The sequence below is a fragment of the Antarcticimicrobium sediminis genome (assembly GCF_004348975.1).
GTDB lineage: Bacteria > Pseudomonadota > Alphaproteobacteria > Rhodobacterales > Rhodobacteraceae > Antarcticimicrobium > Antarcticimicrobium sediminis.
Genome location: NZ_SMFP01000001.1, coordinates 277,304 through 302,191 on the forward strand (window position 1 = coordinate 277,304; position 24,888 = coordinate 302,191).

The 24,888-nt window shown below is 62.7% G+C and carries 19 protein-coding genes and 2 tRNA genes; 7 read left to right on the plus strand and 14 right to left on the minus strand.

The window, feature by feature from the left end; genetic code table 11:
• Positions 1 to 6: 6 nt before the first annotated feature.
• The 10 genes from E1B25_RS01245 to E1B25_RS01290 form a co-directional block, all read right to left on the minus strand.
• Positions 7 to 2,550 (minus strand): sensor histidine kinase, encoded by a 2,544-nt coding sequence (locus tag E1B25_RS01245; protein WP_132826860.1) that lies wholly within the window; start codon positions 2,548 to 2,550, stop codon positions 7 to 9.
• Between the two features lie 619 nt (positions 2,551 to 3,169).
• A tRNA-Val gene (locus E1B25_RS01250) sits at positions 3,170 to 3,245 on the minus strand.
• 318 nt (positions 3,246 to 3,563) lie between these two features.
• Positions 3,564 to 3,638: transfer RNA gene (locus tag E1B25_RS01255), tRNA-Val, on the minus strand.
• 88 nt (positions 3,639 to 3,726) lie between these two features.
• Positions 3,727 to 4,176 carry an HU family DNA-binding protein gene (locus E1B25_RS01260; RefSeq protein WP_132826861.1) on the minus strand — a complete coding sequence of 150 codons (450 nt, stop codon included), beginning with the start codon at positions 4,174 to 4,176 and terminating at the stop codon, positions 3,727 to 3,729.
• 162 nt (positions 4,177 to 4,338) lie between these two features.
• Positions 4,339 to 4,548, minus strand: a complete 210-nt coding sequence (locus tag E1B25_RS01265; RefSeq protein WP_132827233.1) for a DUF2065 domain-containing protein — start codon at positions 4,546 to 4,548, stop codon at positions 4,339 to 4,341.
• Positions 4,548 to 5,486 carry a protease modulator HflC gene (hflC, locus tag E1B25_RS01270; RefSeq protein ID WP_132826862.1) on the minus strand — a complete coding sequence of 313 codons (939 nt, stop codon included), beginning with the start codon at positions 5,484 to 5,486 and terminating at the stop codon, positions 4,548 to 4,550. Before hflC ends, E1B25_RS01265 begins: the two co-directional genes overlap by 1 nt.
• Entirely contained in the window at positions 5,486 to 6,643 is a 1,158-nt protein-coding gene (hflK, locus tag E1B25_RS01275) for an FtsH protease activity modulator HflK (RefSeq protein WP_132826863.1), read from the minus strand. Before hflK ends, hflC begins: the two co-directional genes overlap by 1 nt.
• Positions 6,644 to 6,708: 65 nt before the next feature.
• Positions 6,709 to 8,070 carry a glutathione-disulfide reductase gene (gene gor, locus E1B25_RS01280; RefSeq protein ID WP_132826864.1) on the minus strand — a complete coding sequence of 454 codons (1,362 nt, stop codon included), beginning with the start codon at positions 8,068 to 8,070 and terminating at the stop codon, positions 6,709 to 6,711.
• A 12-nt stretch (positions 8,071 to 8,082) separates the two neighbouring features.
• Positions 8,083 to 8,871, minus strand: a complete 789-nt coding sequence (gene rpiA, locus E1B25_RS01285) for a ribose-5-phosphate isomerase RpiA (RefSeq protein ID WP_132826865.1) — start codon at positions 8,869 to 8,871, stop codon at positions 8,083 to 8,085.
• Between the two features lie 117 nt (positions 8,872 to 8,988).
• Positions 8,989 to 10,152, minus strand: a complete 1,164-nt coding sequence (locus E1B25_RS01290) for an NADH:flavin oxidoreductase/NADH oxidase (RefSeq protein ID WP_165937522.1) — start codon at positions 10,150 to 10,152, stop codon at positions 8,989 to 8,991.
• Positions 10,153 to 10,319: 167 nt separating this feature from the next.
• Between E1B25_RS01290 and E1B25_RS01295 the strand changes: the two genes are divergently transcribed.
• Positions 10,320 to 11,693 carry an L-serine ammonia-lyase gene (locus tag E1B25_RS01295; protein ID WP_132826866.1) on the plus strand — a complete coding sequence of 458 codons (1,374 nt, stop codon included), beginning with the start codon at positions 10,320 to 10,322 and terminating at the stop codon, positions 11,691 to 11,693.
• Positions 11,694 to 11,886: 193 nt separating this feature from the next.
• Positions 11,887 to 12,819, plus strand: a complete 933-nt coding sequence (locus E1B25_RS01300; protein WP_132826867.1) for a DMT family transporter — start codon at positions 11,887 to 11,889, stop codon at positions 12,817 to 12,819.
• Here the strand turns inward: E1B25_RS01300 and E1B25_RS01305 are convergent.
• The gene (locus E1B25_RS01305; protein WP_132826868.1) at positions 12,749 to 13,459 is read right to left on the minus strand and encodes a thiamine diphosphokinase; all 711 of its coding nucleotides are present in this window, start codon (positions 13,457 to 13,459) and stop codon (positions 12,749 to 12,751) included. The two genes, E1B25_RS01300 and E1B25_RS01305, sit on opposite strands and share 71 nt — an antisense overlap.
• Before the next feature lie 138 nt (positions 13,460 to 13,597).
• Here E1B25_RS01305 and E1B25_RS01310 point away from each other — a divergent pair, with 138 nt between their 5' ends.
• The gene (locus E1B25_RS01310; protein ID WP_132826869.1) at positions 13,598 to 15,910 is read left to right on the plus strand and encodes a chemotaxis protein CheA; all 2,313 of its coding nucleotides are present in this window, start codon (positions 13,598 to 13,600) and stop codon (positions 15,908 to 15,910) included.
• Between the two features lie 269 nt (positions 15,911 to 16,179).
• Here E1B25_RS01310 and lon read toward each other — a convergent pair whose 3' ends face one another.
• Positions 16,180 to 18,594, minus strand: coding sequence for an endopeptidase La (lon, locus tag E1B25_RS01315; RefSeq protein ID WP_132826870.1), 2,415 nt, complete (start codon positions 18,592 to 18,594; stop codon positions 16,180 to 16,182).
• Between the two features lie 233 nt (positions 18,595 to 18,827).
• Here lon and E1B25_RS01320 point away from each other — a divergent pair, with 233 nt between their 5' ends.
• A complete protein-coding gene (locus tag E1B25_RS01320; protein ID WP_132826871.1) occupies positions 18,828 to 20,288 on the plus strand; it encodes an SLC13 family permease in 1,461 nt (486 codons plus the stop codon).
• A gap of 37 nt (positions 20,289 to 20,325) precedes the next feature.
• On the opposite strand, the gene E1B25_RS01325 is transcribed toward E1B25_RS01320, so the two are convergent.
• On the minus strand, positions 20,326 to 20,700 hold the full coding sequence (locus tag E1B25_RS01325) for a group I truncated hemoglobin (protein ID WP_132826872.1): 375 nt from the start codon (positions 20,698 to 20,700) through the stop codon (positions 20,326 to 20,328).
• Between the two features lie 181 nt (positions 20,701 to 20,881).
• On the opposite strand from E1B25_RS01325, the gene E1B25_RS01330 reads away from it, so the two are divergent.
• On the plus strand, positions 20,882 to 21,574 hold the full coding sequence (locus E1B25_RS01330; protein WP_132826873.1) for a winged helix-turn-helix transcriptional regulator: 693 nt from the start codon (positions 20,882 to 20,884) through the stop codon (positions 21,572 to 21,574).
• A 12-nt stretch (positions 21,575 to 21,586) separates the two neighbouring features.
• Here the strand turns inward: E1B25_RS01330 and tgt are convergent, their stop codons facing one another.
• Positions 21,587 to 22,717 carry a tRNA guanosine(34) transglycosylase Tgt gene (gene tgt / locus E1B25_RS01335; RefSeq protein ID WP_132826874.1) on the minus strand — a complete coding sequence of 377 codons (1,131 nt, stop codon included), beginning with the start codon at positions 22,715 to 22,717 and terminating at the stop codon, positions 21,587 to 21,589.
• Positions 22,718 to 23,013: 296 nt separating this feature from the next.
• On the opposite strand from tgt, the gene rimK reads away from it, so the two are divergent.
• The gene (rimK, locus tag E1B25_RS01340) at positions 23,014 to 24,420 is read left to right on the plus strand and encodes a 30S ribosomal protein S6--L-glutamate ligase (protein ID WP_132826875.1); all 1,407 of its coding nucleotides are present in this window, start codon (positions 23,014 to 23,016) and stop codon (positions 24,418 to 24,420) included.
• 70 nt (positions 24,421 to 24,490) lie between these two features.
• Positions 24,491 to 24,853, plus strand: coding sequence for an SUF system Fe-S cluster assembly protein (locus tag E1B25_RS01345; RefSeq protein ID WP_132826876.1), 363 nt, complete (start codon positions 24,491 to 24,493; stop codon positions 24,851 to 24,853).
• Positions 24,854 to 24,888: the final 35 nt, after the last annotated feature.

Below are 24,888 nucleotides of genomic sequence, written 5' to 3' on the forward strand. Positions count from 1 at the left end.
ACGTCATCAACTGGCGTGCTTTGCGGCATCGGACGTCGCCGCAGGCAGAGTGAAGGTAAATGTGCTGCCAACACCAACTTCGCTTTCAACCGACACTGCCCCCCCCTGCAATTCGATCAATTGCCGTGTGATCGACAGCCCAAGGCCGGTACCGCCTTTTTCCCGCGTAGACGACGGGTCAACCTGATCGAATTTCCCGAAAATGGAGTCCCACTTCTCTTTCGGAATGCCACGGCCACTGTCCTCCACAAGGATAGCGACGGTGTCACCCCGCGATTCCGTGCGAATTGACACATGACCACGCTCGGTGAACTTCAATGCATTTCCCACAAGATTGATCAGGATCTGGCGCAAACGCAATTCGTCGGCAACAGCAACTTCGGCGCCGACCTCAACCCTCAGATCCAATGATTTCTGTCGTGCCGTTTCTGACAACTGATCGGCCACAGACGCAATCACAGGTTCAAGAGCAACGTCACCCAAATCGATCTGTAGTTTTCCGGCATCAATCCTGGCAAGGTCAAGAATATCGTTGATCAGATTTAGAAGATGCTTTCCGGAAATCTCCATTTTCTTCGCATATTTCGCGATATCTTGCTTGATCAGATCAACCTGCTGACCCACGTTTTCTGTGGTCATACTCCCGTCCTTGATCCCGGCATCAAGGGCCTTTACCGATGGCAATATCTCGGGTTTGGCCAATAGGGCGTTAAAACCAAGAATAACTGTGAGGGGGGTCCGCAGTTCATGACTCATCACGTTCAGAAATTCAGTCTTCGCCGCATTCGCCGCCTCGGCTTCGCGCATGGCATTGTAAACATCCGAAATGTCAGAACTGACGCCGCGATAGCCTGAAAACGCTCCAGTCTCGTCAAATATCGGATCCCCACTGGTGCGAATCCACTTGTCATCCTTGGTTGCACCAATGGCCTGATATATTGCATCCCGGAACGGCTCCCGTGCCTGTTCTTTCTCTTCAAGCCGCTTGAAATCCGTACTTTCCAGGACTTCTGGGAAGTCTTTGTAAGCTTCTCGGCGCGTTTTCCCGATCAAGAACTCAGCCGTTTTCTTTTGGATGCTGTTCGAGAAAAAGGTGAAGCGTAGATCCTTATCCGCTTCCCAAACCCAGTCCTTGCTCAGCATCGCCACGTTGGAAAATCGCTTTTCTGCAATGTCACGTTGAGCAAGGGCATGGCGCAGGCTGGCATTCGAGGCTTCAAGTTCGCTCTGATGTCGCTTCGATTCAGTGATATCCACCCAGATACCAACCCGGCCACCGTCCGGTGTCTTGCGCTCAAAGATACGCAGCCATCTGCCATCGGTCAATTTTTGCTCAATCGTCGACTCGGCGGCTTTATGTGATGCCAATCGCTGCGCCAGCCACTCGTTCTCGCGCCCGATGGCTTCAGCGTATTGCTCGACTTTCAGTCCGGCCCGCAAAAGATCTTCATGGCGCGTCCCGGGCACCAGAGCGTCTGCGCTCTTTTTATAGATTTCCTTGTATTTCTCGTTGCAGACGACCAGTCGATCCTCGGAATCATAAAGTACGAACCCATCGGGGAGCGTCTTTATTGCCGTGTTGAGTTGAAGCTGCACCTTGTTGTGCTCGGCGCGTTGCCGGCGCAACACATACGTCACATACACGGCGGTAAAGACAACGAACAAAAGCCCAAGGTTGGTCAGCCATGCGACCCTATACCCGGTCGTCCATCCCGCATTGGGCGCCACGGCCAGTTTCAATTCGGTTCCCGGCATGGAAACGTATACGATCAAGGGATCATTTTCAAAGACCCCGTTGTCTCCGACGATATCGCCGCCGGTTTGCGTGGTCGTCAGCGCAACCTGATACCCCTTAGAGAGTTCGTTATACCTCTTAGGGAGTTCGTTCGGCTCTGAATTCAACTTTAATATGTCTTGCAATATGGCATCCGCGTCCACGGCGACCGTGACGATTTTTGTGATCCCGGACTGCGACGCGCTTGCGCCATATGCCATCACCGGCGTGCGTACCAACATCCCGCGCTTGCCCTGCAAAAGTAGAACAGGCCCCTGCATGGTGACCTGCCCCGTCTGGTAGACATGCGCCACAGCAGGCCACTGTTTTTCGTCGTTGCGCAGGTTATACCCGACCAGGTCACGGTTCTCTTCAAGCGGATGTACGAGTTTGATGATCCCGTGATCGACAAGGGCAAGATTCATGATCGAGGAGTTCAGTTCCTTGAATCGTTCCGCAAGATGGGAAAATCGATCTTGGCCGATATCCCCGCTCAGCTCGATCGCCGTGGTCAGGCCCCTCGCCCGCAATTCAAAGTCGAATAGCGCATGTTCGAGGTTTTCGCTCAGATCTTCGGCGAATAATTTCGCCTCGTGCCGTTCCGTGTCTACGAAGTTTTTGTATCTGCTTGATTCAAGCCAAAAGAAAAAAAGAGCGAGCGCCACGCAAGTGGCCAGGCCGTAAAATATGTTGGTCGTTTTCAAATTCCGCACGTCACCTACCCAAAATGTCTGACCACCCACGGGCCAGAACCAAGCTCGAAACATAGCTGACATTTCTAGCCGATCAACGGAGACTTATATGAGCGGAATTCAGCCGATTCCAGCAGATGTCAGGGAAAATCCCTTGAAAAGCCATCATTTTCAAACCCCACCTGAACGACGACGCGTCCAGTCGCGGCGGCCATGTGCCGCGCCGACCTTATTTTGTGTAAGGTAGAAGCAGACCCAAAAGGAAAAGCGGCGTCCCAAACGGAAATTCTTCTTTGAAGTCGGTCCGGGAAAAGTCCTCGACAAAAGAAGAGCGAAGGGAAAATTCCTGTGTCGCACCCATCCAAATTCCCTTTACGGGAATCTCAAATACACCAGATCCATTATAGGTTGCGGCGAAAACACGCTGATGAGACTTAAATTCACCACAGCGGATACTCTCAATGAACTGAAAATTCGGCCCCTGTGGCGCGCTCGCCCTGTTGTCTCACATGAAAAGCCGACAGGAACCGCGAGGTTTGTCCAGATGTGCCAGGGCGCGCGTGGGCGGCGCGTCGCCCAACGTCTGCCGCAGCCGCTTGCCGGAACGCAGCCAAAGGCGAGACCTTTACACAGGCGCAGCTGAAACGTTCACAAGATCAATGACCCTGCCTGAACGTCAGATTTCCAGACCGTAGCAAGAAAATGGTGGGTGATGAGAGGCTCGAACTCCCGACATCTTCGGTGTAAACGAAGCGCTCTACCAACTGAGCTAATCACCCTTGCAGGCAGCGTTTACCGAAGCTTCCGGCCTTGCGCAAGGGCTGTATCAGGGTCAATTTCGTCCGCGCGTCCAGCGGGTTCAAAGCCATCAGCGGATCCACCTCAGAGAGGCAGTATAACCCAGATAAATTTCAGTCGTATCGCTGGTGTCCCCCCATACCTTCGACGCCCCCTCATGCAGGGCGCAACGAAAGTTGGCGGCCTAGGCCGCCTGTGGTCATCCGGGGTCTTATCGCTGAATTGCGTCTTTCGGGGCCGGTTTGCTTACATCCGACACTTCGGTGCGCAACATCTTACAGCCAGAAAGAAGGAAGGAATGGTGGGTGATAAGAGATTTGAACTCCTGACATCTTCGATGTGAACGAAGCGCTCTACCACTGAGCTAATCACCCGTGCGACGGGGATTTACAGAAGCTTGCCGCCGCGTGCAAGCCCCTGTTCGACAGAATATTTACCCCGCCCGGATCAAATGATCCGTTTCTAGTGTTCGTCCAACTCGTCCGAGTCGTCCTGCTCGTCCGACGCGGGCACGTTCAGACCTTGGCGCAGCTTGCAGACCACGATGCGACGCCCCCGTTTTTCCTCACTGCGGTTGATGTGGAGCTTGCCCATCGGCTCCAGGTTCAGGCCGCGGCCAGTGGCCAGCGTCTCGCCAAGAACCGCGAGCATCGCCTCGATCACCGGCTTGGCATCGCGTCGCTTGACCTCACAGCGCGCCAGCACCGCGGCGATCAGCTCTTTCTTGCGTAGATCGGGCTCGCCAATGGCTGGTTCGACAGTCTGACCCAGATAGGGTTCAACCGGCGCGGTCTGCGGTGCCACGTCAGGGGCCGTTCTGCCCGGATTGGCGCCCTTTTCCCCGGCGTCAACGACGGGATCAATGCCGGTGCTGCTGTCAGTGGTGACGTCGGTGGGATCGCTCTCAGTCATGGGGTCGCCCTCTCGCCTGTTTACCTGTCCGACCCTAGTCCCCGGGTGGGGTGAAAGCTAGACGGTGCAGACATCCGAAACCGCGCGCTGGTTTTTCCTGTCCGATGAGACGGTCGTGGGTGTGATGCGCTGCGTACCGCATTCGGGCTGGGGACATGCGCCTCAGAACGCCGCCTGCCCCGCCCCTAGCTGATGCGCGATCCACAGCAGGATCAAACCGGCAACAAGCGCCAGCGCGCCGATCTGGCGCCGTGCGGGCACGGGCAGGGCACGCAGCATCTCCAGCAGTTGTTCGATAAGAGAAGGGGCCAGCCACCAGGCCAGCCCCTCCACGATCAAGACCAGCCCAAGGGCCAGAATGACGTTTGCGATCACTCCGACGCGACGCCCGGCAGCACCTTTTGGGTCTGCTGAGCAGGCTGCGAGGAAACCGCGCTCTTGCCGGCGCCCTCAGCCGATTTGAGGTAGTTGAAGAATTCCGAGTTCGGCGTCATCACCATGGTCGAATTCCCCCCCTTCAAAGCCCGCGTATAGGCGGTCAACGAGCGATAGAATTCAAAGAATTCCGGATCGCGACCGAACGCCTCGGCAAAGATGGCGTTGCGCTTGGCGTCAGACTCACCGCGAATGATCTCGGCTTGGCGCTTGGCGTCCGAGACCAGTTCGACCACGGTACGGTCGGCCTGGGCGCGCACACGCTGCGCCGCCTCGTTACCACGGGCACGTTCGTCGGTGGCCTCGCGTTCACGCTCGGCCCGCATCCGATCGAAAGTGGCCGAAAGGTTCTGCGACGGCAGTTCGGTCGATTTCAGACGTACGTCGATGATATCGACCCCAAGCCCCCGCGCTTCGCCGATCGCACCGTCCCGGATCTGCAGCATCAGCGCCGCGCGATCCGAACTGAGGATATCATTCGAACTCACCGAGCCCAGAATTTCGCGCGTTTGCGAGCGCAGGATCGAATCGAGCCGGGTTTCCGCGGCACCGACACCGCCAGCACCAACGGCCTGACGGAAGCGGTTCACATCCGCGATGCGATAGCGCGCAAAGGCATCGACCACCAGCCGGCGATCATCCAGCGGCGTCACTTCCAATGGCTGCACATCCCGGCTGAGGATACGGTCGTCGTATGTCACGACCTGCTGGATCAAGGGAATCTTGAACGCCAGACCGGGGTCTTCCTTGACCGCGACGACGCGACCAAACTGCAGCACCAGCGCCTTTTCACGTTCGTCCACGATATACATCGACGACAAGGCCACGACCGCCACAACCACGATAGCGGGTAGGATGAAGGCTGATTTCCGCATCACTTGCTCTCCCCATCGCCGCTTCGGCGCAATTCATTCAAAGGCAGATAGGGCACCACGCCCTGACCAGACCCGGCGACGCTTTCATCAATGATGATCTTGTCGATTCCGCCCAGAACTTCTTCCATGGTCTCAAGGTAAAGCCGCTTGCGCGTCACCTCGGGGGCCTTGGAATATTCTTCCAGCACGGCTGAGAACCGGCTGGCCTCACCCTCGGCCTCGTTTACGACACTGGCACGATAGCCTTCGGCTTCTTCCAGAAGCTGCGCAGCTTCGCCGCGCGCCTCGGCCAGCACCCGGTTGGAATAGGCATCGGCAACGTTCTGCAACCGGTCGCGTTCCTGCTCGGCGGCTTGGACCTCGCGGAAGGCGTCGATCACCTGCTCTGGCGGATCGGCCTTGTCAAAGTTCACCCGCACGATGTTCACGCCGCTGTCATAGCTGTCCAAAGCGGACTGGATCAGATCAAGCAGACGGTCGGCGATCACACCGCGGTCCCGGTTCAGGATCGGCGCCAGATCGGTTTGCGCGATGATCTCGCGCATGGCCGATTCCGACACGGCCCGGATCGTGGCTTGCGCGTCGCGCAGGTTGAACAGGAATTTTGCCGGATCGTTGATGTTCCAGACCACCTGAAAGTCGATATCGACCACATTCTCGTCGCCGGTCAGCATCAGACCGGCATCCTGACCGCGCCCGACGCCAATGTCTTCACGTTGTTCGGTGGTGACCGGGATCACCTCGGCGGTGACAACCGGCCAAGGGGCAAAGTTCAGGCCCGGCTGGCCGATGCTCGAGAATTTGCCCAGAAACAGTTCGACCGACTGCTCTTCCGGTTTGACGGTATAAAAGCTTGCCATGCCCCACAGGATCGCGGCCGCAACCACGCCCAGCCCGACGGTGCCCTTGGTGAAAATCGGCCGACCGCCGCCGCCCGGGCCGCCGCTGGTGCCGCCGCCCTTGCCGCCGCGCCCGCCCATCAGGACGCGCAATTGCTCCTGACCCTTTTTCATCAGTTCGTCGATCTCGGGGATCTGTCCGCCGCCCCCCTCGGGTCGCCGACCACCGCCGCCGCCATTGTTTCCGTTGTCATCCCGGTTGCCACCGCCCCCGGACGACCCGCCGCTGCCCCATGGGCCACCGCTATTGCCAGCCATTCATCTATCCCTTTTGACGCCGCTTGCGCGGCCTTGTCTCTAACCTGTGGTCGCCGCCGCTCAATTCAAGCGCTACGCACCGGCACTTTCATCGTTACTAATTCCTCGGACATGGTCGGATGCACCGCCACGGTCCGGTCGAAATCCTCTTTCGTCGCGCCCATTTTCACCGCGATCCCGGCCAATTGGATCATCTCGCCCGCCCCGGGGGCGACGATGTGACAGCCCAGCACCTTGCCGCTGGCCTTGCTCACCACCAGCTTCATCAGCACCCGGTCGGAGCGACCGGCAAAGCTTTGCTGCATCGGCTTGAAACTGGTGGAATAGACGTCGATCTGTTCCTGCGCCGCGGCCTCTTCCTCGCTCAGCCCCACGGTGCCCATCTCGGGTTGGGTGAAGATCGCGGTCGGGATCAAGTCATGATCCACCGGCGTCGGGTTGCCCTTGAACACCGTCTCGACAAAGGCCATGCCCTCGCGGATCGCCACCGGAGTCAGATTGACCCGGTCGGTCACATCGCCAATCGCATAGACCGACGGCACCGAGGTCTGGCTATAGTCGTCGACCGTGACTTCGCCCTTGCGGCCGCGCGTGACGCCCAGCGCCTCCAGCCCCATATCGTCGGCATTGGGGGTGCGACCGGTGGCAAACATCACCTGACCGAACACCCGCTCGGTGCCATTGGTGGCCTTGATGCGAATGCCGCCATCCCCGTCGCGGGCCATCTCAAGGATATTGGTCCCCAGATGCAGATCCACGCCGCGCTGGCGCATTTCTTCGCTGACCAGACCACGCGCCTCGTCATCGAACCCGCGCAGGATCTGCGCCCCGCGATAGAATTGCGTGACCTCGACCCCCAGCCCGTTGAGGATGCCGGCGAATTCGCAAGCGATGTAGCCGCCGCCAACGATCAGGATCGATTTTGGCAGCTCTGGCAGATGGAAAATATCATTGGAGGTTATGCCCAGATCGGCCCCCGGCAGATCGGGTTTCACCGGGCGCCCACCGGTCGCCAGCAGGATATGCTTGGCGCTCTTGCGGGTGCCGTCGGCAAGTTCCACCGTATGCGGATCGACCAGCCGCGCACGCTGATCGTAGCTGTCCACCCCGGCGTTTTTCAACAGGTTGCGATAGATGCCTTCCAGCCGGTCCAGCTCGGCCTCCAGCTTGCCCCGGAACGCGGTCCAGTCAAAGCGACCGGGCGCAATGTTCCAACCATAGCTTTGCGCGTCTTCGACCATACCGGCATATTCGCTGGCGAAAACCATCAGCTTTTTGGGCACGCAGCCACGGATCACGCAGGTGCCGCCATAGCGATCTTCTTCGGCCAGCGCGACCTTGGCGCCGGTATCTCCCGCCGCCACACGCGCGGCGCGCACGCCGCCCGAACCGCCACCGATAACGAATAGATCGTAGTCAAAGCTCATGTAATCCAGCCCTCAGTCAGAAAGATCGGTGAACAGGTTCTCGCTTTCGACAAAGTCCAGCCTGTCATGTTCGATCGTGCCCTCGTTGATGTCGCGCATTTCGACCCGGCCATCGCCATAGCCGATCACGACGGTGTCACAGATATCAATGAAGAGCCCGTTTTCAACCACGCCCGGCATCTGGTTCAGCACCAGCGCCAACTGGCGCGCATTGCCGATGCGGTGCAGATGCAGATCAAGGATGAAATTGCCCTCGTCGGTGACAAACGGCGTCTCGCCATTCATCCGCAGCGTGGCGTCGCGCCCCAGCACATCCATCGAGATCAGCGTCTCTTCCACCAGCGCCTGCGTGGTCTGCCAGCCAAAGGGGATCACCTCGACCGGCAACGGGAAGGCGCCCAGCGTTTCCACCTGTTTGCCGATATCGGTGATCACCACCATCCGGTCCGAGGCGGTGGCGACGATCTTTTCCTGCAACAGCGCGCCCCCGCCGCCCTTGATCAGGTTCAGATCGCCGTCGAATTCATCCGCGCCGTCGATGGTCAGGTCAAGCCAGCGTGCCTCGTCGAGGCTGATCACCTCGATGCCGACCTCGCGGGCAAGGTCCGCAGTGCGGGTGGAGGTGGGAACACCTTTGAATTTCAGCCCATCTTCGCGCACCATCTCGCCCAGACAGCGCACCAGCCACGCGGCGGTGCTGCCGGTACCAAGGCCCACGCGCATTCCGTCTTCGACGAAATCGGCGGCCCGCCGGGCGGCGACGAATTTGGCCTTGTCGATGGGGGACAGTTCTCCGGTCATGGCAGCCTCTTTGTCACAGGGTCTGGCGACTTATAGGCAATACGCCCCACTTCTGCGAGGGCTATTCGTCGCCATTCTTCCCCCATCCAGCCCCCATCCGACACCGGGCGCGCCCCACTAAGGGCGCTGCGGCTGATAGAAATCCGAGGTCTTGTCGCGCCCCGCCAGCCACCAGCCCGATTGTGCCGGCCATGTGCTGTAGTCGGCGTCATGGCCCAGCGCCTGCGCCGCATGAAGCGCCCACATCGGATCCACCAGCGCCTCGCGCCCGATGGCGATCAGATCGGCCTGCCCCGCCGCCAAAATCTCCTCGGCCTGCTGCGGATGGGTGATCAGGCCGACCGCCATGGTTTGCATCCCGGCCTCGCGCCGGACCACGTCGGCATAGGGCACCTGAAACCCCGGTTGCCGCTTGCCGCCGCCACTGGCGGTCGCCGCCCCCGCAATCCCCGAGGAAGAGCAATCCATCACATCGACGCCCAGCGCCTTGAGCCGTTTCGCCAGTTCCACCGTATCGGGCAAGGTCCAGCCCTCGGGGTCGCCATCAACGGCAGAGGTGCGAAAGAACACCGGCAGATCCTCGGGCCATGTCGCGCGCACCGCCTGCGCCACCTCCAGCGCCAGCCGCATCCGCCCTTCAAGGTCGCCGCCATAGGCGTCGCTGCGCCGGTTCGACAGCGGCGACAGAAACGAATGGATCAGATAGCCATGCGCGCCGTGGATCTCGACGATCTTGTAGCCTGCGGCCAAAGCCCGGCGGGTGGCGGCGATGAAGTCCTCGATCAGCTCGCCGATGTCATTCTCGCTCAGCGCATGGGGCATCGGCCAGCCTTCGGCCACCGGGATTTCCGAGGGGCCAACCGGGGTCCACGGCATGTCGCCGCGGGCAATATCCGCGTCAGTCAACGGCCCGTTGCCGAACCAGGGCCGCTGCATCCCCGACTTGCGCCCGGCGTGGCCGAGTTGCACCGCCGGAATCGCCCCGTGGGACAACGCGAACTGCGCCACCCGCGCATGGCCGATGATCTGGCTGTCGCACCACAGACCGGCACAGCCATGGGTAATACGACCCGCTTTCTGTACAGCCGTCGCCTCGGTAAAGACGATCCCGGCGCCGCCCGTTGCGAAACGGCCGAGGTTGACCATATGCCAGTCCTCCAGATGTCCCTCATGCGCCGCATATTGGCACATCGGCGAAATCACCACGCGGTTGCGGGCGGTAACGCCGCGCAGGGTGAACGGGCGGAACAGGTGCGGCGTATCGGTCATCGTTTCGGGCATGGGGCCTCCGGGGGGGTGCATCGCGCGCACGCTATCCCCGGCGCGCCTGCGGTGCAATCGGTGTCACAGATGACTTGTTTCCGATCGGAAATGTCGCTTTGGTGCAGCCGACGCACGCCCCGCTTCGAGTACGACAGGGGCATCCACCGCAAAGGATCGGCCACCCGATGTTTCTTTCAGTCTTTGACATGTTCAAGGTGGGCGTCGGCCCCTCCTCGTCGCACACGATGGGGCCAATGGTCGCCGCCGCACGGTTTCTTGACCTGATGCGCGCCTCACCGTTCGAGTTTTCCGGTCTGCGCGCCTCGCTGCATGGCTCGCTCGCCTTTACCGGGGTCGGCCATGCCAGCGACCGCGCCACCATTCTCGGGCTCGCCGGAGTCGTGCCCGAAACCTATGACGCGGACAAGGCCGAGACGGCGCTGGCCGCGATCAGCGCGGACAAGGTGATCCATCACGACGATCTGGGCGATCTGCGTTTCGATCCGAAACATGATCTGATCTTTGACTATGACCAAACCTTGCCGGGTCATGCCAACGGCATGATCCTGATGGCGACCGACCCGCAAGGCGACGTGATCCTGCAACAGGTCTATTACTCCATCGGCGGTGGGTTCGTGCTGAGCGAAGAAGAACTGGCCGAAGGGCGCGACACCGACCAAGGTCCGCCAGTCCCCTACCCGTTCAAATCTGCGCTCGAAATGCTGGAAATGGCCCGTGCAAGGGGCAAGAGCATTGCGGAGCTAAAACGCGCCAACGAAGTCTCGCGCGGCGGCCCCGAGCGGCTGAGCAGCGGCAGCGCCCGGATCTGGGAGGTGATGAACGCCTGTATCGAACGCGGGCTTGCGGCACGCGGCATCTTGCCCGGCGGGCTGAACCTGAAGCGGCGAGCGCATGATATCCATGTCGCGCTGCAAGCGGAATACGGCATGAACCTGACCGCGCCGCATACCATCAACGACTGGATTGCCGTCTATGCCCTTGCGGTGAACGAAGAGAACGCCGCCGGGGGTCAGGTGGTGACCGCGCCGACCAATGGCGCGGCGGGTGTGGTGCCTGCGGTGATCCGCTATTGGCTTGATCATGTGCCCGGGGCCAGCGCCGCGCGGATCGAGGAGTTTCTGCTCACCGCCGCCGCGATCGGCGGGCTGGTGAAATACAACGCCTCGATCTCGGGGGCCGAGGCCGGCTGTCAAGCCGAGGTCGGCAGCGCCGCTGCCATGGCCGCCGCCGGGCTTTGCGCGGTGATGGGGGGAACCCCCGCGCAGATCGAGAACGCCGCCGAGATCGCGCTAGAGCATCATCTGGGCATGACCTGTGATCCGGTGAAAGGATTGGTGCAGGTGCCCTGTATCGAACGCAACGGGCTCGGCGCGATCAAGGCGGTGAGCGCGGCCAGCCTTGCCCTGCGCGGCGACGGCAGCCATTTTGTCCCGCTCGACGCCTGTATCGAGACCATGCGCCAGACCGGCGAAGACATGAGCGAGAAATACAAGGAGACCTCGCTCGGCGGCTTGGCGGTGAATGTGCCGAACTGTTGACGGGCGCGGGACGCGCCGACTTGGATGCCTTCCTTTGACAAGGTGTCGCCCGAGACAAGGTTGCGCCCGGCGGCACGCCGGGCTGCCCCCCGGCAGGCGCAGCCCTACCTACTTTATGCCCCACCTTAGTATACTGTGCCCCATCCCCTTTGCTTACTTGCACTGTTAAGCGCTGCTCCCTAGCGTGGCGCGCATGACCAAAGACCGGCCCGTTCTGGGTATCCTTTTGATGCTGGGGTTCTGCCTGCTCGCGCCGCTGGGTGACGCCGTGGCCAAGCTGTTGGGCGCGACCATGTCGCTGGGTCAACTGGTGCTGGTGCGCTTTGTGATCCAAGCGGCGCTGCTGATCCCGCTGGTGATCGCCACCGGACGGTTGTGGCGGATGCGCGGGCGGATCCTGTGGCTAACCGCGCTGCGCACCGGGCTGCATATCGGCGGCATCACCTGCATGTTCACCGCGCTGAAATACCTGCCGCTGGCGGATGCCATCGCCATCGCCTTTGTCATGCCCTTTCTGATGCTGCTGTTGGGCAAGCTCGTGTTGGGCGAAGAGGTTGGCCTACGCCGACTTGTCGCTTGCGCCGTGGGGTTCTGCGGCACCTTGCTGGTGATTCAACCCAGTTTCGCCGAGGCCGGCTGGCCCGCCCTGTTCCCGCTGGGGGTCGCGGTCTTTTTCGCGCTGTTCATTCTGGTCACCCGGCAACTGGCCAAGGACACCGATCCGATCGGATTGCAAGCCATCAGCGGTGTGATGGCCACGGTGGTTCTATTGCCAATCGTGCTGATCGGGGATCGCGCCGGGATCGCGCCGCTTGCGCTTGCCATGCCCAGCGGTGGCGACTGGCTCTTGCTGGCCGCGATCGGCGGTATCGGCACCGGCGCGCATCTGCTGATGACCTGGTCGCTGCGCTATGCTCCAGCCTCGACACTGGCCCCGATGCAATATCTTGAGATCCCCTTTGCCACCGCCTTTGGCTGGCTGATCTTTCGCGACCTGCCCGACGGGCTGGCTGGCCTCGGCATTTGCATCACCGTCGGCGCCGGCCTTTATATCGTCATGCGCGAACGCGCCGTGGCCCGGGCGCTGGCGCGGGTGGAACGGCGTCCGGGGCAAGCGCCCGTGTGACCGCCGCCAAGGCATCGCGCGGCACGATGACCAAAAGGCCCGGACCGTCGGTTTCGATCCGCACCACACCGGTCGTCGCCCGGTTCGAGGTGCCGATGCGCCCGTCCGGCGACATCTCGAGCCCATCAATCGGCCAGTCCAACCCCTGCGACCGCCCGGTCACCGCCCGCATCGGAAACAGCGAGACGACCGCTCCGGGCGCCAGATCCAGCGTTAGGCTGGGCGGGGCATGAAACACCACTTCGCTGGCACCCAGCAAGATGCAGGGCCGTTCGGGATAGCGGACCAGCACGTTGAAGGCCGCCAACTGGTGATCCACCCGCGCCCCGAGAAACCCCACGGCCAGCATCACAGGGGCCGAGACCGAGCGCAGCGTCTTGTCAAAATCCGTGCTCATCTGTTCCCGGATCGGAAACAACCGGTCGGACGGAATGCGATCCAGATCGACCCGCGCGAGGGAGTCAAAGTCGCCAAACACCGCTTCGGGCATATATCCTGCCGCAAGCGCCGCCCCGGCCCCGCCATCGGCCGCAATCAGCGCCGGAGCAAGCGCCAGCGCTGTTTCCAGATCGTCGACACCGAGCGCCCCCCCGCCGATCAGGGTAACCGGGAGAGAGGACTGTACAATTACCTGATTCATGGTGACATTAATGGGCGTTTTGGAAACAGATCACAATCTAGCCACAAAATGATACGGTGATTGGCACAGATTCGGGCCGAATTTGTCCACTGGCGGGTGTTAGGTCAGTTCAATAATACTGAAAAGGACGAGCAGCCTATGGTACAGAGTAACAAGGTGTTGACCGTTTCCTACGGCACGTTTTCGTGCACGCTGGAAGGATTCGAAGACTCATTCGATACCATGACGGCGATCGCGGAATATTTCCGCGACCTCGCCTCGGATGACCGATATTTCGGGGCCGAACCGCCGCAGCCCGATACCGAGATGCTTGCCCGCATCGCCGAGCGGGAGGTCTCTCGCCATGTCGAGGCTCGCCGCGAAGGATCGGGTTATGTGCTGCGCACCGCCCAGGCCGGGATTCCCGCCGCCCTCACCGGCGCCGCATCGGCCCCTGCCCCCACAGACACCCCCGCAGACGCCGCTGTAGCCGCCCCTGTAGACACGCCCGTATCTGCACCGGCCCCGCAGGCAAAAGAGGCCCAGCCGGTTGCCGAGGACACCCTTTCGACGACAACCGAGACGGAAGCCCAAACGGCGGCCCAGACGGAAGCCTGCGCCGAACCTGCACCGGTACAGGACGCAACACAGGTCGTAGAACAGGAAACCCCTGAGGTCGACGCCCCCGAGATCGAAACACCGGCCGAGACGGTGGATGTTCCCGCCGCCCCGACCGCGACGCAAACCGACGAGGAGGAGGCCGCCGAGATCGACGAGATCGAGAGCGACATCCAGGTCGAAGCTGAGCACGTCGAGGACGAGAACGACACGGTCGAGCCTGACGTACTGGACGCCGAGCTGGTCACCCCCGAAGTCGCCACCGACCCTGACAGCATCGCCGCCAAGCTTCGCCGCATCCGCGCCGTGGTGTCGCGCAACGACGCATCTTCGGTCGAACTCGACTATAGCGAAGACGAACATTTCGAAGACAGCCTGGCCGCCGCTCCGACTGAGGAGGCCGTTGAGCAGGCCGACTCGTTCGAGGACGACTCGTATGAAGAGGACGCGTTTGAGGACGACGACGAAGCCGAGCTGGAAGACGAAGACGACGCCTTCGAGACCGACGCCGAAGATGACTTTGATGACGATGCCGTTGAAGACGAGATCCAGCACGAAGAAAAGCCGGCCGAGGCCGTTGCACAGGATCAGGACGCAGACAGCATTGACGAGATCGATCCGCGCCGCGCCGCCCGGCTGCGCCGTCGCATGGCCCGCGCGCAAAAAGCCGCCGAAGCCGAGGCTGCCGCAAGCGCCGAAGCCGAACTGCAAGCCCGCGCAGCCCGCGACGTGGAATTCGCACCGAACGCCGACGACACCGCCCTGTTCGCCGATCTCGAGTCCCTGCCGGAAGACAAGGACCTCTCTGCGCCCGGCCACAACATGCTGAGCGGGATCAGCGGCCGGGGCGCAAACCGCCGCCGCCATCCGCATGTGATGACCGTCAAGCGCGACGCCTATGACGCCGCCGCGGACAAGATAGCAGAAGACGCCGAAGTGGCTGCGCCTGTTGCTACCACGCGCCCGATCGTTCCCAGCGTGGACTTGCCGCCCAGCACCCTGCCCGAGGAGGACGAGGACGAGCTGATGCGCGAACTGGCCGAGGTCGAGGCCGAACTGCGCGGCAACAGCTACACTGCCCAAACCGCCACCCCGGTGGAACAAACCGCGCAAGATGACGACGACCAAGACGACGACGACGACGACATCGACTACACGGCACAACCGGCGCAGGCCCCGGCCGAAGACGACGGCTCTGACCTGTCGCGCCTGATGGCGGCTGTCGGCGAAAAGCTGGATGCGCCCGAGGCCGCAAACACACGCGAAACCTATTCGCATCTGCGCGCCGCCGTCGCCGCCACCCAGGCCGAACGCTCTGCCGGTGGCAGCGTCGACACCAACCCCGACGCCGCCGCCTATCGCGAAGACCTTGCCCGCGTGGTTCAGCCGCGCCGCCCCCGCCCCGGTGCCAGCCGCCGGCCGCGTCCCGAGGCCGCCGAACAAGGCAAGCCCGCGCCGCTCAAGCTGGTGGCCGAGCAACGGGTCGACAAACTGGCGGCCACGACCGGTCCGGTACGCCCGCGCCGCGTCGCCACCCCGGTCCAAGAACCTATCGCCACGGGTATCGACGACGGCTTTGCCGCTTTCGCCGACGAGATGGGGGTGCAGGATCTGCCCGAGCTTCTGGAAGCCGCCGCAGCCTATATGCAGTTCGTCGAGGGCCGCGACCAGTTCACCCGCCCGCAGCTGATCCACAAGGCGCGCGAAGTAGCCGAGGATGAATTCAGCCGCGAGGACGGTCTGCGTTCCTTCGGGATGCTGCTGCGTCAGGGCAAGATCGTGAAAACCGAAAACGGGCGTTTCGTCGCCTCGCACGAAATCGGGTTCCAGCCTGCCTCACGCGCGGCGGGCTGAGACGACAGCGATCCAAGTTTCGCTGCGCGGCACCACCATCGCCGCGCAACACCTGGGGGAAAAGGCAGGCCAGTGGCCTGCCTTTTCATTTGCGCCCCCTCACTTTCATTTGCGCCCCCTCACAATGATCAACGCTTTGGGCCAGGACCCGCAACCACCGCAGTCCCCAGCCCCGATCAGACCCCGCGACGACAAAGGGCGGACCCGAAGGTCCGCCCCTGTCACGTATTAAGACAAGTCGCTTTTAACGCTGCGGCACCATGCAATCCTCAGTGCGCGGTTGCCCCGACACCACCCCCGGTGGGCATCGCGGCGGCGCGGGCGGCGGCGGCCTCTTCCTCGGCCGCCTCGTCCCAATCCACCGGTTCAGGCTCGCGCACCAGCGCAAGTTTCAGCACCTCGGAGACGTGACTGACGGGGATGATCTCCAACCCCTCTTTCACGTTGTCGGGGATGTCCGGCAGATCCTTTTCGTTTTCCTGCGGGATCAGCACCGTCTTGACGCCACCACGCAGCGCCGCGAGCAGTTTCTCCTTAAGCCCGCCAATGGCGGTCGCGTTGCCGCGCAGGGTGACCTCGCCGGTCATGGCGATATCCTTGCGCACCGGGATCTTGGTCAACACCGAGACGATCGCCGTCACCATCGCCAGCCCCGCCGAGGGCCCGTCCTTGGGGGTGGCGCCATCGGGCACGTGCACGTGAATATCCCAGCGATCAAAGCGCGGCGGCTTGATGCCAAGTTGCGGACTGACCGAGCGGACATAGGACGCCGCCGCTTCGATCGATTCCTTCATCACATCGCCCAGCTTGCCGGTGGTCTTCATCCGGCCCTTGCCCGGCAGGCGCAACGCCTCGATCGACAGCAACTCGCCGCCGACGCTGGTATAGGCCAACCCGGTGACAACGCCGATCTGATCCTCTTTCTCGGCCAAGCCAAAGCGATACTTGGGCACGCCGAGAAACTCGTCGAGGTTGTCGGCGGTGACGACGACGCTTTCGGCCTGTTTCCGGATGATCTGGGTCAGCGCCTTGCGGCAGATCTTGGCGATCTCGCGTTCCAGGTTCCGCACCCCGGCCTCGCGGGTATAGGTGCGAAGGATCGCCCGCAGCGCCTCGTCGGTCAGGGTGAATTCCTTGGCCTTGAGCCCGTGATTCTTGATCTGCTTCGGGATCAGGTGCGCCTTGGCGATCTCGTGCTTTTCATCCTCGGTATAGCCGGACAGCGGAATGATCTCCATCCGATCCAGCAACGGCCCGGGCATGTTATAGGTGTTGGACGTGGTCAGGAACATCACGTTCGACAGATCGTATTCCACCTCAAGATAGTGGTCCACGAAGGACGAGTTCTGTTCCGGGTCCAGCACCTCCAGCATGGCGCTGGCCGGGTCGCCACGGAAATCCTGACCCATCTTGTCGATCTCGTCGAGCAGGATCAGCGGATTGGTGGTCTTGGCCTTTTTCAGCGCCTGAATGATCTTGCCCGGCATCGAGCCGATATAGGTTCGGCGGTGACCGCGAATCTCGCTCTCGTCGCGCACCCCACCCAGAGAAATCCGGATGAATTCACGCCCGGTGGCGCGCGCCACCGATTTCCCCAGCGAGGTTTTGCCGACGCCCGGAGGGCCGACAAGGCACATGATCGGGCCCTTGAGCTTTTTCGAGCGCTGTTGCACCGCGAGGTATTCGACGATCCGTTCCTTGACCTTTTCCAGACCATAGTGATCGGCGTCGAGGATCTCCTCGGCGCGGGTCAGGTCTTTTTTCACGCGGGATTTGACGCCCCACGGGATCGACAGCATCCAGTCGAGATAGTTGCGCACCACGGTGGCCTCGGCCGACATGGGCGACATGTTCTTAAGCTTTTTCAGCTCGCCCTCGGCCTTTTCGCGGGCCTCTTTGCTCAGCTTGGTCTCGGCGATACGGGTTTCCAGCTCGGCAATTTCGCCTTCGCCCTCTTCGCCGTCGCCCAGCTCCTTCTGAATGGCCTTCATCTGCTCATTCAGATAATATTCGCGCTGGGTCTTCTCCATCTGGCTCTTGACCCGGGTCTTGATCTTTTTCTCGACCTGCAGAACGCTCATCTCGCCCTGCATCAGGCCATAGACCTTTTCCAGCCGCTCCGAGATCGACAGCGTTTCCAGCAGCTCCTGCTTGCGATCCACCTCGATGCCCAGATGACCTGCGATCAGATCGGCGAGCTTGGTCGGATCGGCAGATTCGCCCACGGCGGTCAGCGCCTCTTCGGGGATGTTCTTGCGCACTTTGGCATAGCGCTCGAACTCATCCACCACGGTGCGCAGCAGCGCCTCGGTCGTGGTCACGTCGCCCGGCATCTCGGTCAGGTACTCGGCGCGCGCCTCGAAGAAGGAGTCGTTTTCCAGATATTCGGTGATGCGCACACGCGCCTGGCCCTCGACCAGCACCTTGACGGTACCATCGGGCAATTTCAGCAATTGCAGCACGTTGGCCAGAACACCGGCCTTGTAAATGCCGTCAATATCGGGATCGTCCTCGGCCGGGTCGATCTGGCTCGACAGCAGGATCTGCTTGTCGTCGGCCATCACCTCTTCCAGCGCCCGGACAGATTTTTCCCGCCCCACAAAAAGCGGCACGATCATGTGAGGGAACACCACGATGTCACGCAGCGGCAGCACGGGATAGGAAGAATTGAGAGGCTCTTGCATGCTCGGTCCTTATTCTTGGCAAGACGCCCGGCCCCTGAATCAGGCAGCACAACGCGTCTCCTCTTATGGAGTAGTAATCTGGGGCACATACCCCGGGGTTTCAAGCGCGCATTGCTGTCATTGGCCCTCATCACGCCCCCGACGGGCCCGCCTTTGTCGCCTCTGGCTCGCTCAGGCGGGGACTGCTAGGGATAAGGTTCTGGTATAAGCAGAGTTGGACGGGATCGCGACAGATGGCCGACAGGCTTCACCCCAAACACGGAAACCGGGCGCAGCGGCTGCGCATGCTGGCATTATTGGCCGGGCCGCTGGTGATGCTGGCGGCCTGGCTGTCGCCGGCCCCGGCGGGGATGACGCTGCCGGCGTGGTGGCTGTCCGGGCTGACCGCATGGATGGTGATCTGGTGGATCAGACAGGCCGCCCCGCTGCCCGCGACGGCGTTGCTGCCGATTCCGGTGATGTCGGGGTTGGGAATTGCCCCGGTAGCCACGGTGACGGCGCAATACGGCAACCCGCTGATCTTTCTTTTTCTGGGCGGCTTCATGATCGCGGCGGCGATGCAATGCCACGGGTTGCACCGGCGCATCGCGCTGAGCATCGTGGCGGCGATGGGGGCGGCGCCGCGCCGCATTCTGCTGGGCTTCATGCTGGCCACGGCGGTGCTGTCGATGTGGATTTCCAACACCGCCAGCACGGTGATGATGTTCGCCGTCGCCCTGCCGGTGATCGAGCTGATCGGCGCCCGCACCTCTGATGGCGAGACGGCGCGCCGCTTTGGCGTGGCGCTGATGCTGTCGGTGGCCTATTCCGCCTCGATCGGCGGGGTCGGCACGCTGATCGGCACACCGGGCAACGCGCTGCTGGCCAGCGTCCTGAGCAGCAGCTACGGGATCGAGCTGGGCTTTGGCCGCTGGATGATGATCGGCGTGCCGGTGGCTGTGGTGATGCTGGCGATCTGCTATCTGCTGCTGACCCGCGCCCTGTTCCATTTCGGCGATCTTGACGCCGCCGGAGCCGAAGCTGTGATCGCCGAGGAGCGCCGCGCGCTGGGGCCGATGCGCCGCCCCGAACGCCGCGTCGCCGGGGTGTTCGCCCTGGCCGCGTTTGGTTGGATGTTTCGCGGCGTACTGGGCCTGCCGCTGGACGACGCCGGCATTGCCATCGCTGCCGCCATCGCGGTCTTTGTCCTGCCTGCAGGCGACGGATCGGGCGCGCGTCTGCTGGACTGGCGACACACCAGCACGGTGCCCTGGGGCATCCTGCTGCTGCTTGGCGGCGGGCTTGCGCTGGCCGCCGGGTTCGAGCGCACCGGGCTTGCCAACTGGATCGGCGGCGGCTTTTCCGGGCTGGCCGAGGTGCCGCTCTGGGTGCTGGTTCTGGCGGTGGCGGGGGTCACGCTGATGATCACCGAAGTGACCTCGAACACCGCCGTCACCGCCACCTTTCTACCCATCCTCGGCGCGGTCGCCACCGGCATGGGATTGCCGGTGGAATGGCTGATGGTGCCCGTGGCGCTGGCCTCGTCCATGGCCTTCATGATGCCGGTCGCCACGCCCCCCAACGCCATCGTGTTCGGCTATGAGGGGCTGCACATGGGCGACATGATCCGCGCCGGGATCTGGTTGAACCTGATCGCGACGCTGGTGATCACCGCCGCGATGTGGCTGGTGGCGCGGTGGGCGCTGGGGCTCTGAGCCGGGCGGGTTGCGCCCTCCTCCGACCCGGCCCCCCTCACACCCGAATGATGTCGCCCTTGAGCGCATAGGCGATGGCAAGCACATCGTTGCGCGTGCCCTCGTCGATGCCATGCGCGGCCAGCGTGGCCATGATGTCGTCGGTCGCGGACATATATTCCTCGGCGCTGATGTTCATGCCGCGATGGGTCTCCACCATGCTGCGCCCGGAATAGACCTCGGGCCCGCCGCTGCCGGCGCAGAGAAAATCGCTGAGCTGCTGCGAGACCGCCGCCAGATTGTCCGGATCGTCGCGATAGGGCAGAAACCGGGCCTGGATCACCGGGTTGTTCATATGCGCCTCGACCACGTCGGTAACGATGGCTTTGATCCCGGCACCGCTGCCAAGGCGTTCGTACAGACTGCGTTCCATTGTCGTCCTCCTGAGGTCCGGTCCTGTTCGCAACATCGCGGCGTGGGCCCTTTGCCCAAGCGCCGCCGGTGTCCCATGGCAACGATTCTACCCAGCCCCCTCGCGCCGTGATAGTACAGGAACTGTACTAGTCGGGACGTGCCGGCGGCTCTGTGCCGGACGGATGCAGGAGGGCGCGCGGATGAGCCAGACAGGATACCGGCAGTTCTGCCCGGTCGCGATGGCGGCAGAGGTGCTGTGCACCCGCTGGACGATGGTGCTGTTGCGCGAGCTGATCGCCGGGTCGACCCGGTTCAACGAGCTGCGCCGCGGGGTGCCACGGATGTCGCCCAGCCTGTTGTCACGCCGCCTGCGCGAGTTGGAAGAGGCGGGCATCGTCACCCGCCACCCGGTGCCGGAACAGCCCGAGGTTCTGGAATACCGGCTGACCGAGGCCGGGCGCGAGCTGCGCCCGGTGATCGAGGCGTTCGGCTTCTGGGGGCAGCGCTGGGTCGAATCGCGCCCCTCGCTGGAAAACCTCGACCCCTCGCTACTGATGTGGGACATGCGCCGCGGTCTGAACCCTGCCCCGCTGCCGGACCGGCGCATCGTGGTTCAGGTCTGCTATCCAGAGCTGGCGACGTCCAAACGCGACTGGTGGCTGGTGGTCGAGGCCGATGGCACGGTCGATCTGTGCCAGTCGCCTCCGGGCTTTGATGTCGACCTATACGTGACCACCGATCTGCGCACCATGACCGCGATCTGGATGGGGCTGACCACGGTGTCGGACGCCGCCGACAAGATCACATATGACGGCGATCCCGCCCTTGGACGCAGCATGCAGGGCTGGCTGGGCCTCAGCCCGTTTGCCGGTGAACGCAAGCGGGTGCCCTGAGCCAGCCCAAACTCACAACGGTTCGATATCACCCTGTTCGCGCTGTGCATGGAACTCTGCCTGCCAAGCGGTAAAGCGCCCCTCGGAAATCGCGTCGCGCATAGCCTGCATCAGATCCTGATAGTATTGCAGGTTGTGCCATGTCATCAGCATCGAGCTGATGATCTCGTGGCTGCGGAACACGTGGTGCAGATAGGCGCGCGAATAGTTGCGACACGCCGGGCAGCTACAGTGTTCATCCAGCGGGCGCGGATCGTCCTGATGGCGGGCGTTCTTGATGTTGAGCACGCCACGGCGGGTGAACACCTGCCCGGTGCGCCCCGAGCGCGACGGCAGCACGCAATCCATCATATCGACCCCGCGCGCCACCGCGCCGACGATATCGTCGGGTTTGCCCACCCCCATCAGGTAACGCGGGCGATCCTGCGGCAGCGTGTCGGGGGCATAATCGAGGCAATCGAACATCGCCTCCTGCCCCTCGCCCACCGCCAACCCGCCGATGGCATATCCCTCGAAGCCGATCGCCTTGAGCGCCTCGGCGCTTTCCTCGCGCAGGTCACGCTCCAGCCCGCCCTGCTGGATGCCGAACAGCGCGTAACCGGGCCGGTCGCCAAAGGCGTCACGCGAGCGTTCGGCCCAACGCATCGACAGGCGCATCGAGTCTGCGATCCGGTCGCGCTCGGCGGGCAGCGCCGGGCATTCGTCGAAACACATCACGATGTCCGAGCCCAAAAGCCGCTGGATCTCCATCGAGCGTTCCGGGGTAAGATGGTGCTTTGAGCCGTCGACATGGGATTTGAAGGTGACCCCCTCTTCGGTCAGCTTGCGCAGAGAGGCGAGGCTCATCACCTGAAAGCCGCCCGAATCCGTCAGGATCGGCTTGGACCAGTTCATGAACTTGTGCAGCCCGCCCAGCCGGTCGATGCGCTCGGCCGTGGGGCGCAGCATCAGGTGATAGGTATTGCCCAACAGAATGTCGGCGCCGGTCGCCGCCACGCTTTCGGGCATCATCGCCTTGACCGTTGCCGCCGTGCCCACCGGCATGAAGGCCGGCGTGCGGATCTGGCCCCGGGGCGTGTCGATCACACCGCTGCGGGCCTTGCCGTCGGTGGCGTTGAGCTGAAAGGAAAATCGTTTCGTCATCGCGCCGGGCCTTTCTGTGCGGGGCCTTTCTGTGTTGCGACCGGTTTTGCGGCAAAGCCGGCGCGCTGGCAAGGCCCCGGTGCCTGCGCGCCTTGCCCCCGCGCCCTCTCTTGCTGACCTCATTGGCGCGGGCCATCACTTTGGCTCTGACCCGGACCGGCGCAGCCCGCCCTTGACCGAACCCGGTGACACCTGCGACCCTGCCCTCGGACAGGCAACGCCAGATGCCCCCTTGCGCGGCCCCGACAAACCGCTAGGGAGGCGTCAAAGCGCAGGACAGCAAAGGGCCCGCCGCCATGACCGATTCCCCCGACACCCCCAATCCGCTGACCTTTGGTTGGGAGGAGTGGATTTCACTGCCCGCGCTGGGTCTTCCCGCGATCAGCGCCAAGATCGACACCGGTGCGCGCACCTCGGCGCTACATGCCTATGATATCGAGGTTTTTGGCCCCTCCACCGCACCCAAGGTCCGCTTTTCGGTGCACCCGATCCCGGGCCGCAACGATCTGGAGATCCCCTGTTCGGCCCTGATCACCGACCGGCGCGAGGTAACCTCGTCGAACGGTGAATCCGAGCTGCGCTATGTCATCACCACAGCGCTGGAGGTCGCGGGCCAGTCCTGGCCGATCGAGATCACGCTGACCGACCGCTCTGGCATGACCAACCGCATGTTGCTGGGTCGTCAGGCGCTCACCGACCATATCTCGATCGTGCCCACCGAACGGCACCTGCAACCCGAGTTGAGCCATGATGTCTATCACTCGGCACGGGTCCGTCAGGCCGCCCCCAAGCGCGCCCTGCGCATCGCCGTGATGAGCCGCGAGGACAATTATTCCACCCGCCGTCTGGTCGAAGCCGGCGAGGCGCGCGGCCATTCGGTCGAGGTGATCGATACCACGCGCTGTTACATGACGATCAACGCGCTGGCACCCGAGGTGCATTATGACGGCCAGCGCCTGCCGCGCTATGACGCGGTGATCCCGCGCATCGGGGCCTCGATCACCCCCTATGGCACCGCCGTGATCCGCCAGTTTGAAACCATCGGAACCTATTGCATCAACGGCAGCGCCGGCATCACCGCCAGCCGCGACAAGCTGCATGCGCATCAGGTGCTGGCGCGGCACAAGATCGGCATGCCGACGACGGCCTTTGCCGCCTCGCCCAAGGACACCAGCAATCTGATCGGGCTGGTCGGCGGTGCGCCGCTGATCGTAAAGCTGCTGGAAAGCACACAGGGCAAAGGCGTGGTTCTGGCCGAGACCACCAAGGCCGCCGAATCCGTGATCTCGGCCTTTCGCGGGTTGCGGGCAAACTTCCTTGTGCAGCATTTCATCAAGGAGGCTGCGGGCGAAGATGTGCGCTGTCTGGTGATCGGCGGCAAGGTGGTGGCGGCGATGAAACGCACCGGGGCGGATGGTGATTTCCGCTCCAACCTGCATCAGGGTGGGCAGGCCAGCATTGCCCGCATCACCAAACCCGAGCGCGAGGCTGCCGTGCGCGCCGCCAAGGCGTTCGGGTTGAACATGGCCGGTGTCGACCTGCTGCGCAGTGATGACGGTCCCAAGGTGCTGGAGGTCAACTCCTCGCCCGGGTTCGAGGGAATCGAACGCGCCACCGGCAAGGATCTGGTCGGCAAACTCTATGACGAGATCGAGCAGAGAGTCCGCCCCGGACCGGTGCCGCGCCGCAAACGCCCCGGTTAAGATCGCGCCCTCTGGACGCCCGGCGCAGTATTCCCTATATAATTGCTCAGGAAAAGACACCGAGGCCCATATGACCAAATCTCCCGAACCGCTGGAAGGCGCGCCGTTGATCGCGCCATCGACCGTCGATCACCCGCTTTACGAGCAGATCGTCGAAGCCTGCCGGACGGTCTATGACCCTGAAATCCCTGTCAATATATACGAACTCGGGTTGATCTACACGATTGAGATCAACGACCAGAGCGAGGTGCGCGTGATCATGACGCTGACCGCGCCGGGCTGCCCGGTGGCTGGCGACATGCCAGGTTGGGTCGCAGATGCGATCGAACCGATCGCCGGCGTCAAGCAGGTGGATGTGGAACTGAGCTGGGAACCGCCCTGGGGCATGGAAATGATGAGCGACGAAGCCCGGCTGGAGCTGGGCTTTATGTAACGTTCTGAACGGGCGACCCGGATTTCGGGCTGTCC